Below are 16757 nucleotides of genomic sequence, written 5' to 3' on the forward strand. Positions count from 1 at the left end.
GCGGGGCCCTCGCACGCTTGCCCGGTCGTGGCGGCGCCGAAGCCATTGACTCCTGAGTCCACAACTGGGCCTGGGTCTCTTCCCGGATCGTTAATAGCCAAAAATAACTTGGAAATTTGACCGCAGTGGAAGCCCACGTCGTGCGAAGGTGGTTACCTAGAGCGCTAAGTTATTTTTGGGGAAGGCAGCAGGTGAGGGACGATTTACGAGCAGAGATCATGGTGTATACCAGCCCGGACTGCCTTCAGTGTGATGCCACCTGCGAGGCGTTGATGATGCAGGGGCTTTCTTACCGCCGAATTGACATCTCCGATGACCCCGCGGCTCGGCGGTTTCTTGAAAGCTTTGGGTTCTCAAGGATGCCGGTCGTGGTAACGCCACATGAAAGTTGGAGCGGGTTTCGCCCGGACAAGCTGGCGGCACTGAAGTCCCGGATTTGTTCCGATCTCAACTGAGCTCAGCGTTACCTGCATCTCTCGATCCAGATAGCGTCACCATGGACGTAGCCCGGGCTCCGCTGAATATCCCGGGGGGCATGGAGTGTTGCCGCAGAGTAGAGCGTCTGGATCGTTGCTGTCCAGACCGCCGCTGCGCGCTGATTTGGGTTCACCAACGACGTGGGGGGTCTTCGACTTTGGTGTCCACAAGAGCTGCAATTGGTCCACGCGGGCTACGCAGTCAGGGCATCGGGCCATGTGAGCGACCAGAGCATGGGTCTTAGTCTCACTTAGCGTCCCGTGAACGAAAGCAGGAATCGAGGGGATCGCCTTTCGGCAGGCCGAGGGAAGATTCGTTGGCTGACTCAGGTGAGCGGCGAGGTAGCCGAGGCGAAGTGCCTCCTTGGCGCGGCGATGCAGGGCTACGGTCGCATTTGGCGAGAGGCCCAGGATCTTGCCGGCCTCCCGAGGCTTGAGCTGCTCAATGTCCAACAGCCAGATTACTTCCTTGAACCTCGTCCGCAACTGCCGGAAGGCGTGGCGGGCCGCGGGGCCCTCAAAAAGGGCCAAGATGTGATCCGAGTCGGGAAGGTGCGGCTCCTGGCCCCGATCATCCAGGCCAGGGCTTTCCCGCTGCGCGGCTCGATTCATGCGGTGCATGGCGCGCGAGACGCTCGAGTACAGGTAGGGCCAGAAGAGCCCGGTGGGACCGTGCCCGGATCTCAGCGCGATGAGGATAGCTGCGAAGGCTTCGTTGACGGCATCCTCAGCCAAGTTCTTATCGGGAGTCAGTCGCCGTGCAATGGCAAGAGCCCGCTGGCGGTGACGGGAATAGAGTTCGCCGTAGGCGACCATATCGCCGGCACGGACGGCTTGGATAAGTTCTGCGTCGGACGGGAAGGGGGGATTGGCGTCGTCGTCGAGCACGCTCACGGTTATACAAGCTCCGACCGAGTTCGCGTTCCCGCTGGTGCGGAACGGTGGTGGCAAATCGCCCTGTGGAGACTGAGCCCCATACATGCCCCCTTGCATTTGGCGGGCCCGGATGACACCGGCAGTGTCGTCCAGACCTACATGATCAACATAGCGCGATCCTGTCAACATCGTCATCAACCAGATGGTCGACTCTCATTTTCGCTCACGGATCGCTCGGTTGCCTAGGGGTCCCAAAAACAGCACAAACGTTTGAATCTTCAAGTTAATTGGAGTTCCGGACAGATACGACAGTCGATTTCCTTGGTAATTCAACAGAATCGTCTATCGTCTATCGTCTTCGCCGCGTAGCCGAGTTTGCGGGTGCCGATGCGGCTGATTTTGCGTGGTCTTTGCTGAACTGTGACCAGTTTTGTTGCATCCACCCCTCGATTTTTGTCGTGCCGGAGGATACCGAGGGTTGCGTGTCCAGTGGCGCTTGCGCTGGCTGCAGCGGTGAAGGATCGAACCGGGTTGTCTCCAGAGGGGAATCGCCTTGGTCCGTGGAACGGCGTCGATATTTTCCGAGGAGATGCTATTTAGGTGTGTCAGAGGTTCCCTAAGCCTCTGGTGAAGGCTGCGCTGATAGGACGCTATCGAGGAGGCGTGGCCGGTCGGGCGGGCTGAATCGGGGGATGAGGCCTGCCCGACCCAACAACCGGTCCCCAGAGATGACGAGACCGTCGAGAGGAGCGCGAGTGGCTCAACTGAGTGGTGAGATGGCCGGCGAGCGTCACAGATCACGCGCCCCGCAGAAGGGCATCGATGGTGACGTGTGCTGTTCAGTGCGAAGGTTGGGACAATGAGTCACCACGTACTGATTGTTGGTGCAGGAAGGGTGGGCCGTGCCCTGGGATCCAACCTCACCAGGAACGGGTACGAGGTTCGTTTCGCCGTGCGGACCCCGGAACTGGCCAGCGTCGGCATTGAATATGCCGTGCCCGTTGAAGGGGCCGCGATTGGATATCGACGCGTTATCCTGGCCGTGCCCTTTTCGGCCGTGCCCGAGGCGGTGCCGCTGTTAGGCCTGGAAGACGGAGCGGTCCTGATCGATGCGACCAATCCATTTGGAATGAAACTCCCACCCGGATTCGCCAGCGGCGCCGCAGTTGTCGCTTCCACGGCTGGGCCTGCAGTCACAGTAGTTAAGGCGTTCAACGTCCTGGGCGCCGAACATATGGAATCCCCCGCCTTACCGGACGGGCGCCGACCAGTTCTTCCCGTCGCCAGTGACGACTCATGGGCGCTGGCCCGAACCGTTCAGCTCGCCACCAAGATGGGCTTTGACGCGCTCTCCGTGGGTGGCCTGTCAGCGGCAGCCACGATGGAAGAAGCCGCACGCTATTGGGGTTTGATAGCGGTGACCGGTGGTCGAGGCCGCAGGACGGTGCTGGTCGCCGACCAACGCCCTTCCCCATGAGCTCACGGCAGAGAGCTGACAAAGGTGCCGGCAAAGGCCTGGCCTCATACAGCAAGGCTGCGACGGCTAAGCCTGGCAGAGAAGACGACGAAATCCGTCGTGGAACAGAATCGTCGCCTTGCTCCGTTGTGGGGAGGCACCCCCCCCCAATGGCGCCGCCCCACAGCTACTTCCTGTGTTTTCAGTGGCTTTCAGGCGGGGCCGCGATGAGACCGAATGTCTCGCCTTGGGGCCCGCGCGCTATGGCCATACGCCCGAACGGAGAATCTGACGGTTCCAACAGGACCGATCCTCCCAGTGCAAGCGCTGTGGCAATACTGGCGTCGACGTCGTTGGAGGCAAACCAGGCAAGCCAGTAGGCAGGGCCTGCCTCGGGCAAACGATCATCTTGGAGCATTCCGGCGACTTCTTCGCCGTCCGAGGCCCGTCGGAACGTCGAGTAGACGAAGCTCTCTTCAGAGATATCGCTGACCTCTCCCCCGAAGACCTTGGGGTAGAACTCACGTGCGGAGTTGTACTCAGGGGTGTGCAGTTCGGTCCAGCACAGTGCCCCGTGCTCATTGAATCGCTCAGCACCGATATGGCTTCCCGCCTGCCAGATGCCAAAGACAGCTCCCGCGGAGTCAGACGCGATGGCCATGCGCCCTGAATCCATCACACCGAATGGCGGGGCGACTACGTGCCCGCCGGACTCCGTCACTTTCTCTGCGGTGGCGTCGACATCGTCAGAGCCAAAATAGCTCGTCCACACGGTGGGCATCTGTTGGTCTTGCTTCGGTCCAATACCCGCTACGGCTTTGCCATCGAGTACCGCGAGCAGATACCCACCCGCTTCTTGACCTCCTGAAACGTAATCCCAGCCAAAAAGGCCGGAGTAAAAGGCCTTGGCACCCTCGAGGTCCTCACTGCCCAGATCAATCCAGGTGGGGGTCCCTTCGGGCCACGGTTCGCTACGAGTGGGCATACAGGCTCCTTCTAACTAGGGCGGCGCCTCCCGCCGCTATCTCTTAGTAGGGCTAGTTGTTGAGACAGTGACGGCGTTTGGCTCGGTGAGCAGAGGCCGTGTCTGGACGCGAAGAATGCTTGCCTTCTCACCACTAACGGGGGGAACGGATTTCGCGATCCATGTCCGATCTCCGGTGCTGCCGGCGATGGCCTGTCTTGAGGGGGGAGGAACGCCTGCGGTGTTCTCGGGTTTCGGTCATTTCGGGGTTGGGCACCTCACACTAGGGAGATGAATGATCTCTGGGCGCCCACTGTTGCCGGTATCGCCGCTGGGCTTGGTGTCGCAATGCCGGTCGGCGCGATTGCCGCGATGCTTTTGCGAGAGGGCTTGGTCAACGGTTTCAAGGTCGGGGCAGCTGCCGCGATGGGTGTTGCCACGGTTGACGTGATTTATTGCGTGGTGGCAACGGCCACCAGTAGGTTGCTGGTCCAGGCAATCGAAAGCCACCGAGGGATCTTTCTGCTCATCTCGGGTGCACTGGTGATTGCTATTGGAGCTTGGCAATTACATCAGGGCTCCCGGCAGCACGCCGAAGGACCTGCGGTGGGCGATCCGAGCACGGCTCGCACGGCGTACTTTCGCTTCGTCGCCTTGACTGCCTTCAACCCTCTGACCTTGGTCTACTTCGTCGCGCTGGGTGGGGCTGTGACGGCACCAGGAACAACATGGGTGGTAGCTGGGGTTTTTGTGGCATCGGCAGGTCTTGCATCGCTTGCGTGGCAGCTTGTGCTGGTCTCGGCGGGGGCCTTCTTCCGCCGGGCGCTCACGCCTCGAATTGTCCATGCGATCGGGATCATGGCGTCACTGCTCATCCTCGCGCTCGGCTTTGTCATCCTCGTCAGCGGTGTCCAGTCGATCTTGACCTGAGCTGCGGCGCCCCGCAGCCCATCTGGTGTTGTCGATGGTGGGGTCCGTGGTGCCGAACTCATGCGCTTGCCTACGTACTGGCCGGAGTGAAAACTATGGGCTACTGTCCCGAAATCGTGTTCAGGGCCAGGACGATGATGAATCCGTTGAAGAAGAAGCTGAGCACCGAGTGCCAGGTGACCAGCCAGCGTCCGCGGGAGTCCAGCACTTCACAGTCGGAGGCCGCGAACGTGGTCCCCACGGTGAAGGCGAAATAGACGAAATCCACCATCCGTGGGGTCGTGGTTCCCGGCACGCGAAGGAGCGGGCCGGTCTTCCCGTAGTGCCGCTGGAAGTAGATCTGGGCGAATCCCCACTGCATGAGCGCCCAGGACAGCAGCATGCTCCACACACCCACCATTTTGGAGAGGATCCGGATCCCCTCATCCGCTGAGCTGGATGTTAGAAGGACCTGCGCTGCGGCCGTCACTCCGATCATGCTGGCCAACGCAGTCGCGACGATGGTCAGGACCCGGACTGCGGGCGCGAGCTCGGCTGCCGTCGGGCCTACCAAAGGCTTCGGGCGGACTGAGCGGGCCTCGCGGCCGAGCTGGAGGATCATCACAAACGAGTAGATCGATCCGAGCAGGCACCACAGTGCCAGCAGTTCGATGATGCTCGTGTTTTTCTCGGCGACCATGACGGGGAAGAACCCCAATACACACAGCGCCAGTTGGGCAATCAAGTGAACCCCGAACCCGACGTTCGAGGCCCGCCGAAGCTCGACCCCGGGACTTGGTTCCGCTGCTTCTGGACTCATACCGGCAATGGTAAAGGTCGGCGGCCGATAAGTCCGCGATTCCCCGTGTTCCAGGTCCGCGGTTCTGCGAAGTGAAGTACCTCCAATCCTGTCGCTGCGCTTGACTGAGGACAGACGCGGACGCCCTTCACTCTCAGACCGGACCTCGTTGCGCCCCTCATCCCCGGGCTGCCGGGGTAGCGTGGATCGGGCCGGGCCGGGCCTCGGTGGCTTGGTCCAGGGTGTGTTTCGCCTGTCCGGCGGTGGGGCTCTGAAGGTTGCCTTACTACTCAGATACACCGGGCCGATGTGGGGATGCGAGTCGGAAATGCGCAAGATGTAGGGTCGGAGAGTACTTCAGCAGAGCTTCGCGAGCGCCCGCGTAGCCGAGCCGGAGGCGACCTGATTCGGAATCGATGTCGCGATCAGCGACCTCATCAAGATACAGAGACTTCCTCGGGCGAGTGGTCAGGAAAAGCGGCCCAACTGTACGGTGACCGATGAACTGGGGGAGAAGACGGTCGGTGCTTGCGCCCCACTGGATCCATGGGGCCTTATCGCTGCTCAAATGGGTAGAGGCGCGTCTGCGGGCCAAGTCGAGATCTTCGATGTTCAGGGCCAGGACGGTGCTGGTTCGAGCTTTGCTCTCGTAAAGCATCCACCACAGAGTCCTTTCACGCAGCGGCAGGTCTGGACGGATCAGGAGCTCATCGATGTGGGACCGAGCGCTGGCTCTGTTGGCTGCAGCGTCCTCCTGGCGTCGCATCAGATCGGCTGGGAACTCTGGAGCCGACCAAGCCTTGTCCTGTCGACACCAGTTCAACCAGGCACGGACGATGCGACGGCGATGATTCCAAGTCGTAGGCGCCGTGGATCCCCAGGCCTGTGCCAGGACTAACGAGATTTCCGCCGAGCGGACCCCCGCGAGAGGCCGGTGTGGTCCCAACTCGTGAACGATTCGCCCAAGCACGCTAGCGTACGAGTGCTGAGTGTTTAACTGCTTGTCGCTTTTCGCAGCGGCAAGAAAGGTATCGACGGCTGTCCGAAGGTCTGGATCAGAGGATACCAATGCCGTGTCGGAAACCGCGCCCATCGAGCCTTAGTTGCCCTTCTAGTAGAGTGAGACACCCATGATTTCCGGGGGCGGGGCTGCGAAAAGTACTCGTCTTGCTGCCGCGACGAAGCCGCGTCCGCAGGTATCCCTTACCCGGTCATCCTGTTCCAGCAGCCACTCGTGTTGTGAGAGCTATATGGTTGGAGCCTTCTTGACATGAGGGAGTAGTGCACGGGTCGTGAGAATCGACGTTATTTCCACGCTCTTAATCGAGTCAGGGCATCTCGCAGAACGGGCAGAGCTCACTACTGCGGTGGAAACCGCCCGAGCAGCAGGGCACAGCGCATGAAACTCTCCCGCCTCGAACTCGAAGCATTCGGACCCTTCGCCGGCCACGAGGTCGTCGACTTCGACGCCCTCGCACCCCACGGGCTCTTCCTGCTCAACGGCGCCACCGGCTCCGGGAAAACCTCCGTGCTGGACGCCATCTGCTATGCCCTCTACGGCCAGGTCCCCGGGCAACGCGCCGGCCAGAACCTGCGCAGCGACCACGCCGACACCGAAACCGGCCCGTGGGTGAGCCTGGAGTTCACCACCAAGGGCCGACGTCTGAAGATCCGCCGCAACCTCCCCTGGGAACGCCCCAAACAACGCGGCACCGGCACCACGCCCGAACGGGCCAAAGCTCTCCTGCAAGAACACCCAGACGGCCAATGGCAGAGCTCAGCCGCAAAGCCGCCGAAGAAGTCGCCGAGATCCGCAACGACCTGGCACACCTGAGCGCCCTCGCCGCCGCCGAAACCTCACACGAGAACGCCTCCAACTCGGGCGAGGTCGACCAAGAGGGCGCAGCGCATGAGGATCCCTGGGCCGGACTCTTCGACACTGCCGCGGCGGCCGCCCAGGCCGCCCACGAGCAAACCCAGAGGGCCCGGACGCCCTCCGCGAGGCCCGTACAGCAGCGGAGGGTGCCGCGGCCCGCCGGCGCCGGCACCAGACACTGGACGAACTGCGAGGCCGCCAAGAAGCGCACGAGCGCCACCGGGCGGCCGCCAAGCAAGCCCAGCACCTCTCCTGGCCCGCCACGCACAAGTCCAGACGCTGGCAGTGCCCTTGAACGCCTACCACACCGCCTCACAAGCACACGCCGCCGCACAGTCCTCCCTGGACACTGCCCTGGACGCACTGGGCGAGCAGAGGCTCCCAGGGCAGGAACTGGCCGACCGGCGGGCCACGGTCCACCAAACCGTGGCCACCCTCGCCGCCCGTCTCATCAACGAAACACAACTACAACATCTACAACATCGCCGGACGATCGCCGCACAGGCCCGCGAGCACATGGACGCCCTGGAACAGCAGATCGAGCGGACACGAACCGAAATCGGCGCGCGCAAGAACGAGCCGCCACAACGCAGTCACTGGCGCTCCACCACCAGCTTGCCGAGGCCCGGGACGCCAGAACAGCGCCGCAGCCCTCTTCGCTGCGACCCTGCGCAGCGGACAGCCTTCCCTCGTCTGCGGCGCGGTGGAACGCTCCAGCCCAGCAACCGGTCAGCAGAGTAGCACCGAGGAGTTCCAGGCCCTCGAGGACGCCGCCGAGGCGGCCCTAGTCACGCAGCGGGAGAGCATCAAGTTCCTGCGGCAGCAATGCGCCCCGGTCGACGGGCATACCCCCAGCAGCAGTATGATCACGCCATCGGCCAGCGCGAGCACCACCAGAAGAGGTTCTCCCGCTCACCCAAGCTGCGCCTCAGGCCTGGACCAGCACGCCATGGGGGCCAGGTTCTCCGTGCAACTCGTTATTCATGCTGCTCAGGCTCATTCGCGCGCCGCGCCCACGCCCCGGCCGACTCCGACGAGAGCGCGATAAGTGCGAGGCTGAGCAGCGTGGCTGATAACACGGGGCTGTTGAGACCTAGAGCTGCCGCACCGCTCAGAAAGTCTGATGCAACGGTGAGAATTCCGAGCAGGAGCGCGATCATCAAGACGATTCGAGATCGGCGTCCACCCCGTAATACGAACCACGCCAGTACGATCTGGACCACAGTGAGCAGTCCAGATACGACAGCGACGACGAGGAAAGCGCTCCTGGTCGCATCATGATCCTGATCCAGCTCGGCGGTGAGTGAATCCTGATTGGAAAGCACCCCGAACAGGTCCAGCAGGGCGCTGATTACTATACAGACGACTGCGACCACGGTACTGAGAGGTGCGCTTCGAGCGGTGGCACGAGCGTCAGGGATCGCGTGGTGCCCGAGCGCGGCGGGAGTATCGAGGAGCGATTCTACGCTGATCTTCGATACGTCGATGATCGGTAGATCACCATCGGTGATGAATCGGTCTCCTCCACCGTTACGCGAGTGGTATCCGGTGGTGAAGTCTTTCAACACTCGCAACCCGGCGTTTGGGTTCGATGATTTAACACTGGTGACGACGTAATCCCGCTCCTCGTCGGTGTTTTCGTCGATTCGATGTGTGACTTGCAAGGTGAAGAGCGAGAACCCGATGTCAGTGTCGTAGGTAGCTGCTCCCATCCAGTCAGCGTGTGCGCCGCCGGGGAGTAGCCATCCCGGGGGGCAATGCCAGAACCGCACGTGGTGTCTTTGTTTCGGGTTTCCTTCGATTTCCTGCTGGTAGGCGAGGTCGTGCCGACGGCCGAACAACATGAGTGGTGACACCGGGGCAGTGGGATAGCTACGCCGCGTGATCGTCGACGTGATGATTCGCCATGTTGAAGGAGCTGTGATCTCATCTGCGCGGCTCCACCCGCTTGCCGTCATGGCTGTGTCTAACTGTGCTGCGTCACCGTCGACACCTAGGTTTACAGGGTCACCCAGTAGGCCATCGGCAGTGCGGGTTCGTCCAAAAAAGTAGTCCGGCACATACAGGTCTGAAAGGAGCCTGTGAAGTCTCGGGAGGACAAGGTAGGCGATGATCGCCCATACGGGGATGAACAGCCAAATGGACCACAGAGATCCAAGCCCTTGAAGTGAGATCAAGGCGCCCAGCCACACCGCCGATAACGTACCCAGAAGAAACGCGATGCGGTCAACGATCGTCGCCCTTGGCAGGGGCTGCTGCATCTGGAATGGCAACCGACGTGGAGAGACGTGGTCTCTCCACGTGGCGGCTTCGGCGGTGCGCTTCATTGCGAACTCCTCGCATCCTTGACCGCCTGGTGCGACGATCGTAAACAGAGTCTAAGCGTCTGGTCGCGTGCCACTGCCTCCGTTGCCACCGGAGTTCTACGTAGCCGTGACCTCCTCACTCGCCAACCACGCCGAACACGTACTGTCCCGCATCTCATCCTTTCCCGGGGTACTCAGCGTCCGCAGCCAATTGTGCACTCGGATGCATTCTGGTGGAAGCTCGTGGCGGTTCTCTGCATTGACCCCCCTATCGCGTGCCGCTGGCTCGCCAACGTTCCAGCGGGCCGCCATGCTGAATTGGCCGCCGTGCCAGCGGTCAACGAACTGTGCGCCTGGTTGCTTCCACCACTGGGGAGACCAATTTCCTCATCATCATGTGGTTACGCACCGTGGCGGACGTCTTGACGGCGGAGTTCTGCATTCAGAAACGTCTTCCGGAAGTCAAGTTTGTGCAGAGCACGGTTGTGATGCGCAGTGCCAAGCGCATGGGCTTCATGCTTGACGCCGAAAGGAGGCAACAGGTGAGGTCGTGGCCAGCTCTGGCTTCTCCTGACCAGCAACTACCCTGGGAGAGCGGCTGGTGGTCAGTATTGCCTTCGAAGGTCCTCACCTGTTGGTTACTCAGAGTCCACCGCTCAGATTGACTCGTAGACGGCGTTACCAGGTCCAGGTACGAAGTAGGTCTCCGGCTTCAGCGGGATTGCGCCGCCAGGGAATAGAGCGTCGACTTGGGTGATGTACTCCTTGATCCGCCGAGACTTGGTTTCGAGGCCTGAACCCCAAGTGAAGCGCAAGAGTCCCATCTCGGAGAGATGATCTTCATCCGGTTCAGAGGCTAAATCGTAGGGAAAGTCTGAGTACATTACTAGCTTTTCCGGATACTCCTCGCCGACACCCCGGGTAATCATGTGGTCCACGTGCTTTCCCACCCCTGCTGGACAGAACAGCAGCTCGGAGTTGGTCTGATGCAGAAGTTCGGCAACGCTGCCCTGAAGGTGACGGATAAGCTCCCGATCTCCCCGCGCAATCCTGCCCAAGGCGATGTCGAACCGGAAGGTAGGGTAGCGGTGGGTCAGCTCAGGGAGGAGCGCATCCCACACGCCGCGCCTTAGCTTCGCCGGCCTGCGTCTGCCTCGGAAAAGGGCATCCACTGCGCCCAGATGGACAGATTGAACCCCCATTGCTTTAAGTACAGCCCGATCCTCGGCCTGCCGGGCTTGGAACAAACTCCCGGCGTCCATGACGGAGCATTGGCGCATGAAGGAGCGTGCGGCGCGGGTGTGGGGCGCAGGCATTGCCTCGGTGAACAACGTTGCTACGGTGATCTCTCGTTGGCGGGTTTGCGCCTCGATAAGTGCACCACAGGACAGCACAGCGTCATCAAGGTGGGGTGAAAGGAATAGCCAGGGAGCGTTGCCCTCCAAGGAACGCTCGAATGTTGTTTGATTCGACATTTATCCCCTATCCCCCTGGTTGTTCACTTGGAGCCGGGCTGTGCTGTTACCCAGAGCGGCCAGAGAATCTTGGTAGGAGCGCGCCTGCATCCTGGCAAGCGCATCCCAGTTGTACCGTGCTGCAAATTGGCGTCTGAGGACGCTGTCCTCTTCTAGTCCGGGTTGGAGATACCGGCGGGTTATCTCTTCGGCGAGTGCGTTGGTGTCGAATGGTTCAACGAGCCAGCCTGCGCCGGTTGGGATGATCTCCCGGAGGCAGGGGATGTTGAAGGCGATGACGGGCGTGCCTGTTGCGAGTGCGTCGATTGCGACGAGTCCGAATGTTTCATTGCGGGAAGGGACTATTACTAGGCGGGCGTCGCTTAGTGCTTGGAATTTCTTGGGTCCGGAGAGCCATCCGAGCATATGTACTCGGTCGGTGAGTCCGAGGGTGTGGATTGTTGTGCGGATTTTGGCTTCGTCCGGGCCGGTTCCTGCGATGAGGAGGTTGGCGGTTAGGTGCTGGGAGCTTCGTGCCCAGGCTTGCAAGAGTAGGTCGAGGCCTTTGTCGCTGTATTCAAGGCGTCCTATGAAGAGAACGTCGTGTCCAAGGTGGGGTTGTGGGTTCCAGGCTTCGGGGTCGACTCCGTTTCCTATGACGTCCACGTGCGCTGTGGGGTTCTGTGCACTCAGGCGTTCGGCGATACCGTGGGAGACGGTGATGAGTCTGTGGTGTTTTCGTACGCCCCAGCGTTCGATCCAGTACAGCGGGAGTTTGTACTGGCGTGCTTTGTCTTTAGCATTTAGCCATTGGACGACGCCGATGGTGGGGCGCCTGGTCCAAAGTGGTGCGGCCATGGTGGAGAAGGGAGCGAAGAAGTCTTCTACGACTAGATCAGTTGTTCCGCGGCGTTTTTGCACTTCGAAGGGGAGCCGTATCACGTAGGCCAGGAGTCGGGTCATTCTGTTCTTGCCGGTGCCGATGCCGATGGGTACGTAGTGCACGCCGTCTTGGACCCGTTCTTTCCACCCTGGGTACCGGGTGGTCAGTACTGTTATGTGGAAGCCTTCTGCCGCCAGCCGGCGGTTGATTTCGTGGGTTCTTACGGAGCCTCCGCCTGCTCCTGGCATGCGGGGGTCTTCGAAGCCTAGATGTAAGACTCTCATCGTTACTTTTCCGTTCCGTACGCCTTTGAGGGCTCCCCGACGTTGGCTGCGGCTGCTGTGTCGAGTTTCAGGGGATCGACGAACCATATGGTGGTGTCACCGTTGGTGGGGCCGGCCGTGGTGATCAGGGGGGTTGCGTGGGTTTTTAGCCAGGTGAGCATGGTTGGGTTGGCGTAGCCATATCCCTGGCTGGTGGGAGTTGACTGGGTCATGATGTAGCTGACTTTGTTTTGTTTCATCAGTGGGGCCGATGGCCAAATGCCGAACCTGGGATCGTCCATGTAGGCGAAATAGGTGGTGCTGTTGGTGACGCTGATGCGCGCGTTGGCGGGCAGGTTGGCCTTGACCCAGTCGTTGGCCCTGGCAAATCCATTGTCCGTGGTCAGTTCGGTGCGGAGTCCGAGGGCAATGGTTAGTGCGATGTAGCTGGTGCTGATGACGATGAGGGTCTTGCGGGCCTTGGGGTATCTTTCGTGGAGCTCCACTACTGCCAGGACTGAACACAGTGCCCCGGCCACCATGACGCCGTATCCGTATTGTTCTTCGAACGTGCCGAATATTGCGCTGTAGGCGCCTGCTGTTCCGAGGGAGAGCCCGGTCAGCCCAATGAGACGTCTCTTGGCATGTTGGCTGAAGCACACGAGCAATCCGGCAACGGGGCAAAGGCCCAGCAGGAGGTAACTTGTCCCGAAGTGCCCGCTCTGCTCGATGAGCCGGGAGATGAGACTTGGTGACCCTTCTGCGGTGAATCCGGTGGTTTTCTCGACACCGGACATGCGGAGCAGTCCGTTGCTTTTTGCCCATACCCAAGCCGGAAGATTGCCGTCGGTGGTCACCAGCAGCAGGTAGATCGAGTAGGGCAGGGACCCGAACCCTATGATGACGAGGGCTTTACGCCAGGTGAGGGTCCTCCTCCATGCGACGGCTGCTATTACCGGCGCAACGGTGCAGACGAGGAAGAAGTCTTTGCACAGGACGGAGTACCCCAGTAGCAGTCCAACTGTTGCCAGTTTCAGGAAGGAACGTGCCTTGCCCTGTGGGTCGCGGGTTCCCAGGAGGATGAGCAATCCTGCCAGCGCCGGCAGCATGGCCGAGGTTTCAAGGAAGTCGTGGCTGTTGTTGCGCAGGATGAATGGCTCGAAAGCGAGGAGAACGGCTGTGAACCAAGCGGCGGTGCTGGTTGCCAGCTTGCGTACCAGGAGGAAGCCAAGTCCTACGGTGATGGCCCCTAGGACGGCGTTGAGCCAGCGTAGCTGAAGTGTCATCTCGATGATTTCGCCGGAGATGCCGAAGAGCTTGATGGCTCCGGCTTCGAGCAGGAAGTATCCGGGCGGGTGAAGGAAGAACGGCCCGTCAGGCAATGTGGGGAATTGGCCGGTGCTGATTGATTCCCCTAGTCGGACGTACAACATTTCGTCCACCCACAGTTCAAATCCTCGTTCGAGGCCTAAGGCTCGGACTCCGAACGCCGCGGCAACCACTGCGATAAATGCGGTCAGATTGCGTGAGAGTGTCCATGCTCCCCATGCCACCAGTGGGCTGGTGGAGTGGGGTCCTGCTTTGGACCGGCGGCCCGTGCCCTTTCTCGCGGCCCCCGTTAGGTGCCGTCGAAACTTACTGAGGTCCTTTCGGCTCGGCAAAGACTCGCGCTGGTGGGCGAGAACGGCGATGCCGGCGACGGCGGCCAAAAGAAGCCAAACAATGGGGTTCAGGATGCTTGCTACCGCAAGGACCACGACGAGGGCGACAGCGTAGAGAGCATACCGGCCGGCAACTCTTCCTGGGTTCGCCGTAAGGAGGATGGGCCGCGCCAAGACGACTAAAACCAGTGCGGCCAACATGGCCCCGATGGCGCATCCCACAGCCATACCGGTGACTGCGTTCATCCTCCAGCCGACCCAGAGACCTCCGCCAACGAGCAGGCACGCACAGGCCAGTCCTACTTGACAACGGCGATAAGCGCGCAAGGCCAGAAGGATGGTGGAAAGTCCCATCAGTACTGCGTAGCTGAGGCCGGAGGCTGCCAGCCATGGCAGAAAGTCGAGTGAGTCATGGTACTTCTGGGGAATAGCCAGCCCGACCAGCAGGTGTGGTGCGGTGGCGATGATGGCGAACGCCATCACAGCGAGTTGCCCGAAAGCGGCGAAAGCATCGCGGAGAACCGCGCCCACGTTGACGCCAGGTGTTCGCAGTAACGGGAAGGCCACCAAGGCGGTCCCGGCTGCCACATAGACGGGGCCCTTAGCGATCGTGGAGAGCGCCTGGAAACCTGCTGCGGCGGCTGACCCACCGTCGAGGAAGCCCACCATTACGACGTCGATGCCCACCAGTACAGAGACCACGCAGAGAACAGACGCAATATCGCTGGTTTCGGCCCACCGCCACTTCTCGCGCAAGACCTGGGGTCGCCAGCGGACGTCCCGGTAGAACGCCCGAGGCACGAGGAGCCCGCCCAAGGCTCCCACCACGAAGCCTGTGACGGCGCCTCCGGCACCCCATGCCATCGCAAGCACCAACAGGCTGAAGAATAGCCTCAGGGTGACCTCGCCGATAGTTCGCAAGGCATACCACGTGAATCGCAGCTCGCCCTGAAGCCATCCAGCCGGTGCGGTCACGATAAAAATAGCGAAGGAGCCCAGCGCCACTGCCACAGCCAAGGTGGGGGTGGCAAGCAACAGGGTCAGCCCGCCAGTCAGGGCTGCTGCCGCAATGCCGGCAATGCATGACACAAAGACCGAGAAGGCTATGCCATCCCGACGGCCTTTGGAACCTTCGGGATGAACTGCCACAACGTGGGACAGCGGAAGAGGGACCAAAGCCGCCGCCACAACGCCGACGATACCGATCAACATTGCAGCAGCAGCGAACATCGTGTAATCCGGTGTCTCCAACATGTTGGCCATCAGCAGGGAGCAGGCGTAACTCACCATGCCCACGACGCCCGCGGACACTGCGAGGAAACTGCTGCTGTGACCCACTCTCAGGTCTTGGTCCGGTGACTTTTCCCTGCGCTCGGCCTCAGGTTTATCCCGCATATCGGGGGCAAGCTCTTCGAATACCTCCACAGAAGAACTACCGCAACTGACCGTCGACGAAATCTGCCGAGGCAAAGGTGTGTCTTGGTCCAGCAAGAAGGGTATGAGGACTGGTGTGGCGGACCTCCGCGCCGGCTATCGAGATACCCTTCATGGCTGAGCGGGCTTCGAATTCGTCTCGGCCTTTCATGAGAACTGACACGAGTCCATCATCAGTTAGGGCAACTTCGTCCGTAGGACGCAGGATGGCACCCAGATCGGCCTCTGCCGGCAACTTGAACCGCACCATCGTCGACAGATCCGAGTGGTGGGCACGGGGATCCCCTCCCTCGTGCCGCAGCTTCCTTTCCTCCACAAGCACCCCAGTGAGCAGTTCCGTGGTGCGTTCCCACGTAAAACAGCGGGCCCACTCGCGGCACTCGGACGAGATGTCTCTGGCAGTGTTCGGGTCAGAAATGGTCGTGAACGCATCAACTAAGGCGGCGCCGAACTCTTTAACGGAATCAACCAACCAGCCGGTACTGCCATCAACCACCGAGTCTCGAATACCCGGAACACGTAGAGCCACGCACGGCACACCCCAAGCTGCCGCTTCGATGACCGAACAGCCCCAGCCTTCGGCTGCAGACGTGGAGGCGGTCAGCCAGGCACGACTCAACAACGCGTCACGGACCTCGTTAGGCTGGTAGCCATGGAAAGTTACGGTGTCGTCTAGGCCGAGGTCCATCGCGAGCTGCCGTAAGCGAGCCCGTTCCGGCCCGTCACCAACAATGTCCATTCGCAGCATTGGAACACTTCGAGCCGCCACAGCGAACCGGCCCAGCAGCAAGTCCAGTCTTTTGTGAGGCACCAATCTGCTGACGACCGCGATCGTAGGCTCGGAGGCGCGGGCGGCCACACTCCGGGGAATCTCACTACCGCCGTTCGGCACCACGTGGATGGGTCCGTTAAACCCAAGCTTGCGAAGTTCCAGCCGAGTGGAGGGCGACACGGCCACTAGAGAGCGCGTCCCGTACACCACCTTGGCTCCGGAGCTTTCCAGGAATCGGCCTACAGCCGCCAACCATGGCGAGAACCTGGTGCGGAACTGCTCCTGATGAACGTGGTGGACCAATTGGACGATCGGGACCGCCTTCTGTAGGAATAAGGGAGAAAAGAACGGAATTCCGTTTTGACAATCCACCACGGCATCAAATTCATCACTCGTCCGTAGAAGCCTGAATGCTGTATGTCCATAGAGCGATAACGGGCCGCCGCCGCGCACAATCCGGATGCCATCAATGACATCTTCAGCCGCTTGGTCGGTATCACGCCCCGTATACCACGTGACGCGAACTCCATTGCGCACCCAGATGCGGGAAATTTCGTGCATATACTGCTCGGCGCCGCCAGCCTGGGAGTGCTTGATATCCCGCCAGTTGAGAACCAGCACGTGTTGT

Annotated in this window: 12 protein-coding genes; 4 read left to right on the forward strand and 8 right to left on the reverse strand. The window is 60.9% G+C overall.

Features of this window, described 5'->3' with window-relative positions; translation table 11 throughout:
- Positions 1 to 275 precede the first annotated feature (275 nt).
- Positions 276 to 455 carry a hypothetical protein gene (locus tag P9849_RS01220; RefSeq protein ID WP_347567922.1) on the forward strand — a complete coding sequence of 60 codons (180 nt, stop codon included), beginning with the start codon at positions 276 to 278 and terminating at the stop codon, positions 453 to 455.
- A 36-nt stretch (positions 456 to 491) separates the two neighbouring features.
- On the opposite strand, the gene P9849_RS01225 is transcribed toward P9849_RS01220, so the two are convergent.
- Complete coding sequence (locus P9849_RS01225) at positions 492 to 1370, reverse strand: sigma-70 family RNA polymerase sigma factor (RefSeq protein ID WP_278267927.1); 879 nt, start codon at positions 1368 to 1370, stop codon at positions 492 to 494.
- Positions 1371 to 2211: 841 nt separating this feature from the next.
- Here P9849_RS01225 and P9849_RS01230 point away from each other — a divergent pair.
- Positions 2212 to 2829: an NAD(P)-binding domain-containing protein gene (locus P9849_RS01230; RefSeq protein WP_278267928.1), complete on the forward strand. Its 618-nt coding sequence runs from the start codon at positions 2212 to 2214 to the stop codon at positions 2827 to 2829.
- Between the two features lie 181 nt (positions 2830 to 3010).
- Here the strand turns inward: P9849_RS01230 and P9849_RS01235 are convergent, their stop codons facing one another.
- Positions 3011 to 3793, reverse strand: a complete 783-nt coding sequence (locus P9849_RS01235) for a VOC family protein (RefSeq protein ID WP_278267929.1) — start codon at positions 3791 to 3793, stop codon at positions 3011 to 3013.
- Between the two features lie 270 nt (positions 3794 to 4063).
- Here P9849_RS01235 and P9849_RS01240 point away from each other — a divergent pair, with 270 nt between their 5' ends.
- Positions 4064 to 4702: a LysE family transporter gene (locus P9849_RS01240; RefSeq protein WP_278267930.1), complete on the forward strand. Its 639-nt coding sequence runs from the start codon at positions 4064 to 4066 to the stop codon at positions 4700 to 4702.
- A 100-nt stretch (positions 4703 to 4802) separates the two neighbouring features.
- Here P9849_RS01240 and P9849_RS01245 read toward each other — a convergent pair whose 3' ends face one another.
- Entirely contained in the window at positions 4803 to 5381 is a 579-nt protein-coding gene (locus tag P9849_RS01245) for a DUF1345 domain-containing protein (RefSeq protein ID WP_278267931.1), read from the reverse strand.
- 1498 nt (positions 5382 to 6879) lie between these two features.
- Between P9849_RS01245 and P9849_RS01250 the strand changes: the two genes are divergently transcribed.
- Entirely contained in the window at positions 6880 to 7314 is a 435-nt protein-coding gene (locus P9849_RS01250; RefSeq protein WP_278267932.1) for an AAA family ATPase, read from the forward strand.
- A gap of 1019 nt (positions 7315 to 8333) precedes the next feature.
- On the opposite strand, the gene P9849_RS01255 is transcribed toward P9849_RS01250, so the two are convergent.
- From P9849_RS01255 to P9849_RS01275, 5 genes are all read right to left on the reverse strand, one after another.
- Positions 8334 to 9683, reverse strand: a complete 1350-nt coding sequence (locus tag P9849_RS01255; protein ID WP_278267933.1) for an LssY C-terminal domain-containing protein — start codon at positions 9681 to 9683, stop codon at positions 8334 to 8336.
- Between the two features lie 635 nt (positions 9684 to 10318).
- Positions 10319 to 11137, reverse strand: coding sequence for a PIG-L family deacetylase (locus P9849_RS01260; protein ID WP_278267934.1), 819 nt, complete (start codon positions 11135 to 11137; stop codon positions 10319 to 10321).
- Positions 11138 to 12283: a glycosyltransferase family 4 protein gene (locus P9849_RS01265; protein WP_278267935.1), complete on the reverse strand. Its 1146-nt coding sequence runs from the start codon at positions 12281 to 12283 to the stop codon at positions 11138 to 11140.
- 2 nt (positions 12284 to 12285) lie between these two features.
- Positions 12286 to 15348 carry a glycosyltransferase family 39 protein gene (locus tag P9849_RS01270; protein WP_278267936.1) on the reverse strand — a complete coding sequence of 1021 codons (3063 nt, stop codon included), beginning with the start codon at positions 15346 to 15348 and terminating at the stop codon, positions 12286 to 12288.
- A 7-nt stretch (positions 15349 to 15355) separates the two neighbouring features.
- Positions 15356 to 16750 (reverse strand): glycosyltransferase family 4 protein, encoded by a 1395-nt coding sequence (locus P9849_RS01275; RefSeq protein ID WP_278267937.1) that lies wholly within the window; start codon positions 16748 to 16750, stop codon positions 15356 to 15358.
- Positions 16751 to 16757: the final 7 nt, after the last annotated feature.

This window comes from Arthrobacter sp. Y-9 (assembly GCF_029690065.1).
Classification (GTDB): Bacteria; Actinomycetota; Actinomycetes; order Actinomycetales; family Micrococcaceae; genus Arthrobacter_E.